This window comes from Fibrobacter sp. UWH5 (assembly GCF_900142505.1).
Taxonomy (GTDB): Bacteria; Fibrobacterota; Fibrobacteria; order Fibrobacterales; family Fibrobacteraceae; genus Fibrobacter.
In genome coordinates this window covers 1-6,969 of the sequence record NZ_FRBB01000036.1, presented here as the reverse complement: position 1 = coordinate 6,969, position 6,969 = coordinate 1, and the positions used below count along the sequence as shown (strand labels likewise).

At 52.2% G+C, this 6,969-nt stretch carries 5 protein-coding genes; 3 read left to right on the top strand and 2 right to left on the bottom strand.

All coding sequences use genetic code 11. The features are described 5' to 3' along the window. Positions 1-178 precede the first annotated feature (178 nt). Together BUB38_RS15380 and murC are read left to right on the top strand one after the other, a co-directional pair. Positions 179-1,465: an RluA family pseudouridine synthase gene (locus BUB38_RS15380; protein WP_073161619.1), complete on the top strand. Its 1,287-nt coding sequence runs from the start codon at positions 179-181 to the stop codon at positions 1,463-1,465. A gap of 23 nt (positions 1,466-1,488) precedes the next feature. Then, the gene (murC, locus tag BUB38_RS15375) at positions 1,489-2,922 is read left to right on the top strand and encodes a UDP-N-acetylmuramate--L-alanine ligase (RefSeq protein WP_073161618.1); all 1,434 of its coding nucleotides are present in this window, start codon (positions 1,489-1,491) and stop codon (positions 2,920-2,922) included. A 194-nt stretch (positions 2,923-3,116) separates the two neighbouring features. On the opposite strand, the gene BUB38_RS15370 is transcribed toward murC, so the two are convergent. Together BUB38_RS15370 and BUB38_RS15365 are read right to left on the bottom strand one after the other, a co-directional pair. After that, positions 3,117-4,142, bottom strand: coding sequence for an agmatine deiminase family protein (locus tag BUB38_RS15370; protein WP_073161617.1), 1,026 nt, complete (start codon positions 4,140-4,142; stop codon positions 3,117-3,119). Between the two features lie 79 nt (positions 4,143-4,221). Next, positions 4,222-5,085 (bottom strand): carbon-nitrogen hydrolase, encoded by an 864-nt coding sequence (locus BUB38_RS15365; RefSeq protein WP_073161616.1) that lies wholly within the window; start codon positions 5,083-5,085, stop codon positions 4,222-4,224. A gap of 62 nt (positions 5,086-5,147) precedes the next feature. Here BUB38_RS15365 and BUB38_RS15360 point away from each other — a divergent pair, with 62 nt between their 5' ends. Beyond that, a complete protein-coding gene (locus tag BUB38_RS15360) occupies positions 5,148-6,548 on the top strand; it encodes a carboxylesterase family protein (RefSeq protein ID WP_112131790.1) in 1,401 nt (466 codons plus the stop codon). The last annotated feature ends 421 nt before the right edge of the window (positions 6,549-6,969 follow it).

Genomic DNA, 6,969 nt, shown 5'->3' with positions numbered 1-6,969 from the left:
TCAGACCGGCGGATTGCATCGGTGCGAAAATAGCACCGGTGTTTGGACGTGTTTTAAAAGTGCGTTTTTAGTGTTAAAAACGGCGGAAGTTGAGAATAAATCCAAAAAGTCTGAATTGTACTGTTTGCTGTATTCCAATCTTAAATGGGATTAGGCTTTTTTCTATCTTTACCCTTGTATGAATTATCTCGTAGACGAAAAGAAGAATGGTGAACGTATCGACAAGTTCCTTGTTGGCGTTCTTGAAAATGTTTCCCGTACCGATGTGCAGAAGATGATCGCTGCCGGCGAAGTGAAGGTGGGTGGGGTGGCCACTCCCAAGAACTTCCGTGTAGAAACGGGTATGGTGGTGGTTTGCGGTGAAGTTCCCGAAAAGGAAGCCTCTACCCTGGAACCGGAAGAAATTCCTCTGGATATCGTTTACGAAGATGACGATATTGTGGTGATCAACAAGCCCCGTAATCTGGTGGTGCATCCGGGTGCCGGCGTAAAGGGCGGTACCTTGGCCAACGGTTTGCTGTACCATTTCAAGGAAAACCTTTCTACCATCAATGGCGCTCTGCGCCCGGGTATTGTCCATCGTTTGGATAAGGACACTCCGGGTTTGATGGTGGTTGCCAAAAATGACAACGCTCACCGTCATCTGGCACATCAGTTGGAAACCCGCACTTTGCACCGCACCTATAACGCTCTGGTGTGGGGCCATGTTCGCGACTTGGAAGGTACTATCGATGCGCCTATCGGTCGCAATCCCAAGAATCGCTTGAAGATGGCTGTGGTCAATGGCGGCAAGGAAAGCCGTACCCATTATACCGCCAAGAAGTTCTTTAATTTTGCAACCCTTCTGGAACTGCAGCTGGAATCCGGCCGTACTCACCAGATCCGCGTGCATAGCCGTTACATGGGCCACCCTGTGGTGGGCGATCCCTTGTACGATGGTCGCGAAGGTTGCCTGAACCGCGTGTCTCCCTTGATGCGCGAATATGCAGAACAGGTTCTGGAAATTGCTCCGGCCCAGTTGCTGCAGGCTGTGAAGATTGAACTGATTCACCCGACTACCGGCAAGAAGATGAAGTTCAAGGTTCCTCTGGAAAAGCCTTTCGACAAGGTGCTGAAACTCTTGAAGAAGGAATGCCCCGAAGACGCTCCCAACTTCTCTGAAGACGATACCGCCTTCCGCGAACTGGATCCCGAAATGCGTTTTGAGGACGAGGGCGATTACATCGACGAATACGAAAGCGACGAACTCCTGGCTATCACTCCGGAAGAGGCCGCTCCCTATAAGGAACGTAAGACTCGTGCCCAGCGTTTTGCTGAACGTAAGGAACGTGCCGCTGCCCGTAAGGCCAAGGCTGCCGAACGCAAGCTTATCAAGCAGATGAAGGCCGCCCGCAAGAAGGGAATTGCCAAGGAAGACTTCGTAGAACCTGGTTACGAACCCACAATCGATCCGAACCTTTTATAATTGGCGCAGGAGCCGCCTGAATTATGGAATCTTATTTCTTTATTGGTGTTGCTGGTGTTGGCATGAGCGCCATTGGCCAGTACTTGGTTGGCCGCGGTGTTGATGTTCGCGGATCTGACCGTCAGTTTGGTGAATATCTTGCTGGCAACTGCGAGAAGCCCCGGGTTATGGAACAGCTGGAGGAGTGCGGTATCAAGTGCTTTGCCCAGGATGGTTCCGGTGTTTCCGCAGACTTGACCGCCGTTGTGGTCAGCACCGCCATCGAAGATTCCAATCCGGATTTGAAGCGTGCCAAGGAACTTGGTGTTGCCGTAATGCACCGCAGTGAAATGCTGGCCAAGATTTCCAAGGAAGCAAAGACCATTGCGGTTAGCGGTACCAGCGGCAAGTCCACGGTGACTGCCATGATTTACCACATTCTGCAGTACGCCGGTTTGCAGCCTTCTGTAATGACTGGCGCTGGCCTTGTGAACCTGCAGAAGGAAGGCAAGATTGGTAACGCTGTCAGCGGTTCCGGCGAATGGCTGGTGGTTGAAGCTGACGAAAGTGATGGAACTTTGGTCCGTTACGAACCTGAAGTGGGCCTTATTCTGAACGTGGATAAGGACCACAAGGAAATGAGCGAACTGCAGGAGATCTTTGGCAAGTTCCGCGATAACATTTTGAACAACGGCAAGACTCTGATTGTGAATGACGCCCATCCGCTGGCAAAGCCTTTCAGTCAGGATCGTCACAATGACTTCGGTACTGAAAGCTATGTGGGCGTCCAGGGCATTGATTTCCGCACGGAAGGCCCCAGCATCATTTTCCGTTGCCGTCACAATAATGAACTGGTGAAGTTTACGGTACCGCTGCCGGGCCGCCACAATATGGAAAATGCCCTGGCTGCAACCGCAGCCGCGTTGCAGGCCGGAGTTTCGCTCCGCACCTGCGCCGATGCCCTCAGCTCTTTCCCGGGAGTGTTCCGCCGTCATCAGATTCTGGGAACCTTCAATGGCGTTACCCTGGTGGATGACTTTGCCCACAATCCAGCAAAGATTTCTGCAAGTATCCTGAGCGCCCAGAGTTTCACCAAGGGCCGCGTTCTGGCTTGGTTCCAGCCTCATGGATTTGGACCTACTCGCTTCTTGCGTAACGATCTGGTTGAATTCATCAACAAGGCTCTGCGCGGTTCCGACGCAGCCTCCGCAGACGGGGAACGTGCCGCCGACACAATGTACTTCAGCGAAATCTACTACGCTGGTGGAACGGTTACTCGCGACATTTCCGCAGGCGATCTGGCCAACGACCTGGTGGCCCTTGGCGCAGATGCTCGTTACATCGAAAAGCGTGATGAATGTGCCAAGGCTATGGTCGCCGACGCCAAGCCCGGTGATACCATCCTCCTGATGGGCGCCCGCGACCCCAGCCTGGAAAAGTTTGCCCAGAGCGTCCAGAAACTGCTGGAAAACGCATAGAAACTACTTGAAAATTCCAAGTAAAAAATCTGAGAAACGTTCCTCTTTTTTTGGGGGGGACGTTTTTTTTGCTTTGCACAAACGTTCTGCATTTTCTACAAGTCCAAAAGAAAAAGCCTCTTGATTGAATCAAGAGGCTTTTCTTACAGGTTGCAGTTTTTTTTGCGGCCCATATTTCAAAGAGTTCGCTTGAACTATGCGTTTTCGTGCTTGCTCATGCAGTGAAGGCTTCCGCCTTCTTCCAGAACGGTTCGGCTATCGATCGCAATAACTTTGCGGTCAGGATAGACGCTCTGGAAATACTTCATAGCGACTGCATCGTTAGGAGACTTGTATTTGGGGAAAATCAATGCTCCATTTGCATAAATGAAGTTCATATAGCTTGCTGGCATGATTTCGCCGGTGGGCAAGGTGCGCTGGGGCGGCATGGGGAGGGTGTCGACCTTGGCGGAATCACCGTAGTGCTTTTTGAGCCAGGCTTCCAACAGGTACTTGGCTTCGGCGAGGATGGGGGCATTGGGGGACTTGCCTTCGGCCCAGCACATGACCACGCGGTCTTTTTCTACGAAGCGGGCGACGTTGTCGATGTGGCCGTCGGTGTGGTCGCCGTGAAGGCCGTGGGGGAGGACCAGCAGATCGCGGAGTCCAAAGGCGCTGCAGAGGGCCTTTACAACCTTGGGCAGGTCCTTGTCGGCGTTGCGGTTCTTGCCGATAAGGCAATCCAGGGTGGTGATGCCCAGACCGTCGCCGTTCACTTCGATGGCGCCGCCTTCAAAGATGTAGGGAACGCTCTTGACCAGCTTGGTTTCGGTCTTTTCGGCGATGGCTGCGGGAATCTTGTTGTCGAGAGTCCAAGGGGGGAACTTGGCGCCCCAGGCGTTGAACTGGGTTTCTACGATGACTTTCTTTTTGCCCTTCTGCATGAAGAACGGACCGTAGTCACGGATCCAGATGTCGTTGTTCTTGATGACCATGACGTTGGCCGGGTGCTTGCAGGAGGCCAGGATACTTTTTTCTTCGTCAGAGAAGAACTTCTGACTGGGGACAATGACGTTGACCGGCTGGAAATCGGTAATGGTCTTGATCAGCTTGAAATAGAAGGCGCGGATTTTTACGCCGCGTTCGCCGTTCCAGTTCTTGGGATTGTGGGGGAAGGCGAGCCAGGTGGCTGCCTGTTCTTCCCATTCAGCGGGATATCGGAGAGAATTAGATGTAGCCATAGATAAATCCATTTTTAGGTTTGAGCGATGAGGTCGGTCGGCGACGCCTCCCTAAACCTCAACGCACCGAAGGTGCGTCCTAGTCGCACCAGATTTTTAGGATGTCGCCGTACAGGTCTACTCGGCGGTCTCTGAAGTGCGGCCACCAGCGGCGATTGAATTCAGTTTCGCCCAGGTCGATTTCGACGATGGAGGCTCCCAGGAAATCGGTATCGCATTTCTTGATCAGGTAGCCATCGGGGGCTGCAACAAAGCTTGTTCCCCAGAAGGTCAGTTCGCCTTCGGTGCCGATGCGGTTTGCAGAAAGCACGAAGGTGCGGTTGGCGATGGCGTGGCCGCGCATGACGGTGGTCCAGCTGTCCTGCTGACGGGGGTAAAGTTCTGCGGGTTCGGATTTCATCCAGCCGATTGCGGTGGGGTAGATCAGAAGGTCTGCGCCCTTCAGGCTCATGATGCGGGCGGCTTCGGGGAACCACTGGTCCCAGCAAATCAGCACGCCGATCTTGCCGGCGGAAGTCTGGATGGGTTCAAAGCCGGTGTCGCCGGGGATGAAGTAATACTTTTCGTAGAAGGCGGGATCGTCGGGAATGTGGCTCTTGCGATAAAGGCCGGCGATGCTTCCGTCGCGTTCAAAGACAAAGGCTGAATTGTGGTAGATGCCGCGGGCGCGCTTTTCGAAGAAGGGGAACACCACGACGGCGTTCAATTCGCGGGCGATGTTCTGCCATTCCTGAACAAGGACGTCATCTTTTTCGATGGCCATGTCGAAGAAGTCGGCGTTTTCTTCGAAGGGGAAGTAGGGCGTGTGGAACATTTCGGGGAGGATGATGATATCGACACCCTGGCCTTTGAGCTTGCGGGCTTCGGCCTTGTACCATTCGTTGTTGGACTTGGTATCACCAGTCCACTTTCCTTGCAGAGTTGCGGTTTTAATCTTTGTCATACCTACAAATTTATGAAAATTTGTCTATATTTCCCGCCGAATTTTTAAGAAAGGAAGAGAATATGAACTATTTTTCATCAAAAACATGGGGCGTAGCCGCCGTTGCGCTCTCTATGTTGGTTCTTTCGACGTCTGCAACTGCCGCAGAACGCTATAAGGATCGCCAGTTCAAGGTCAAGAAGACTACTGACGTTAGCTTCGCTACCAAGGTGCCGCACCTCAGCTCCTATCATACCATTACGGAATCCCTGCTGAAGTACAATCAGGCAGCTTCAATTCTGAAGCAGGATCCCACGACGGTCGCCTACTTCTACAACAACGAAAATGATACCGAAAAGCGCGACCTGAAGCTGGACCTTTATGAACCGAAGGATGACAAGGCCAAGGATCGTGCCCTGGTGATCGTGAGTCATGGTGGTGCCATGGTGGCCGGTGCCAAGGACGATTTCGAACAGAAGTCCGTGAACTATTGCGACTCCCTGGCTGCCCGCGGTTACGTGGCCGCTTCCATTGAATACCGCCTGGGCGTAACCTTGACCGGTAAGGATAAGCAGCTCAGCATCGATAGCGTTGACTTCGCCCGCGCCGTTTACCGTGGCGTTCAGGACGTTCGTGCCGCCGTTCGTTACTTCCGTGCCAACGCCGACAAGTACGGCATCAACCCCGAACGTATCTACCTCCTCGGAAATAGCGCCGGCGCAATCATCTCCCTGGAAGATGTTTATGCCCGTACCGAAGATGATTTCCCCTCTTATATCAAGAAGAAGGGCGCTCCTGACCTGGGTCTCCTGGATGATTACGGTTCTGAGGGAAATCCCTTTGCCAACGGTGTGGTTGCCCTGTGGGGTGCCGTTCACAACCTGAAGATGATTGGTGACAACAAGACTCCGGTGCTCCTGATTCACGGCACCAAGGATGAAACCGTTTACTTCAAGACGGGTCGCCCCCTGAGCAATGTGGCCAAGGTGCTGCAGAACCTGATTCCTTCTGAATTGGGTGCCACTGTGGCTTCTTATGCCTTGGATTTGCACGCTCCCACTCTGTATGGCAGCTATGTGATTGACTCCCTGCTGACCAAGAAGAAGATTGAACATGAAACTTACTTTGTCGAAGGTGTTGCCCACGAATTCTACGATGACGATCCCAAGTACGAAAAGGAAGTGCAGAAGAGAGCCTTCGAGTTCCTTTACAAGCTGACCCAGAGCGAACCTGTGGTGGGTATCGAACGCAAGCCCATTATGCTTGCCCAGGCTTCTGCAATCCGCATGGGCGCAGGCAACATGAACTTCAGCGTTTCTCGCGGCAAGGACCTGCAGTATGCAGTTGTGGACCTTCGCGGTCGTGCAGCCATGAGCGGCAATGTTTCTGCCGGTCAGATGGTTGACCTGAGCTCCCTGAATAGCGGCGTGTATGTGCTCCGCGTGCAGGGTGAACGCGCTATCCGCTTCGGCCTGGGCAAGTAATCGGCCTGAACAAAATCAGCCCGAGTAAGTAATTGCTGCGGGCTCCCTCGGGGCTGTAGACCTCGGAATGGCGCAAAAAAACGGACTAAACTTTGCTTTGATGCTGGTTTAGTCCGTTTTGTTTTTATGGGTTTGATCCGCGAAAGAGTTCGTCTGACCTTTAATATTTAGGCTAAAATACTAAAAAATGGTCTAACCCAACAAAAATTAGGTTAGACCAAGTATCTAAGATACAGTTTATAGGTAGGTAAATCTCAGTTTCTAAAAGGGTGTGTTTTTTAGATAGTTATATTACATCTACACTTTGAAAGAACATAGCCTGTTTTTATTGATATTGGACAAAGATTCCCCCCTGCACGGTGTATCGCCGTGCCTTTTTTGTTTAAAATTTCTTGAATTTGGCCTGGATTATGTCAGGCGG

Bases quoted from the DNA above. Each gene is read 5' to 3' on its own strand.
- BUB38_RS15380 (WP_073161619.1), top strand. From the start codon at position 179: ATGAATTATCTCGTAGACGAAAAGAAGAATGGTGAACGTATCGACAAG.
- murC (WP_073161618.1), top strand. From the start codon at position 1,489: ATGGAATCTTATTTCTTTATTGGTGTTGCTGGTGTTGGCATGAGCGCC.
- BUB38_RS15370 (WP_073161617.1), bottom strand. From the start codon at position 4,142: ATGGCTACATCTAATTCTCTCCGATATCCCGCTGAATGGGAAGAACAG.
- BUB38_RS15365 (WP_073161616.1), bottom strand. From the start codon at position 5,085: ATGACAAAGATTAAAACCGCAACTCTGCAAGGAAAGTGGACTGGTGAT.
- BUB38_RS15360 (WP_112131790.1), top strand. From the start codon at position 5,148: ATGAACTATTTTTCATCAAAAACATGGGGCGTAGCCGCCGTTGCGCTC.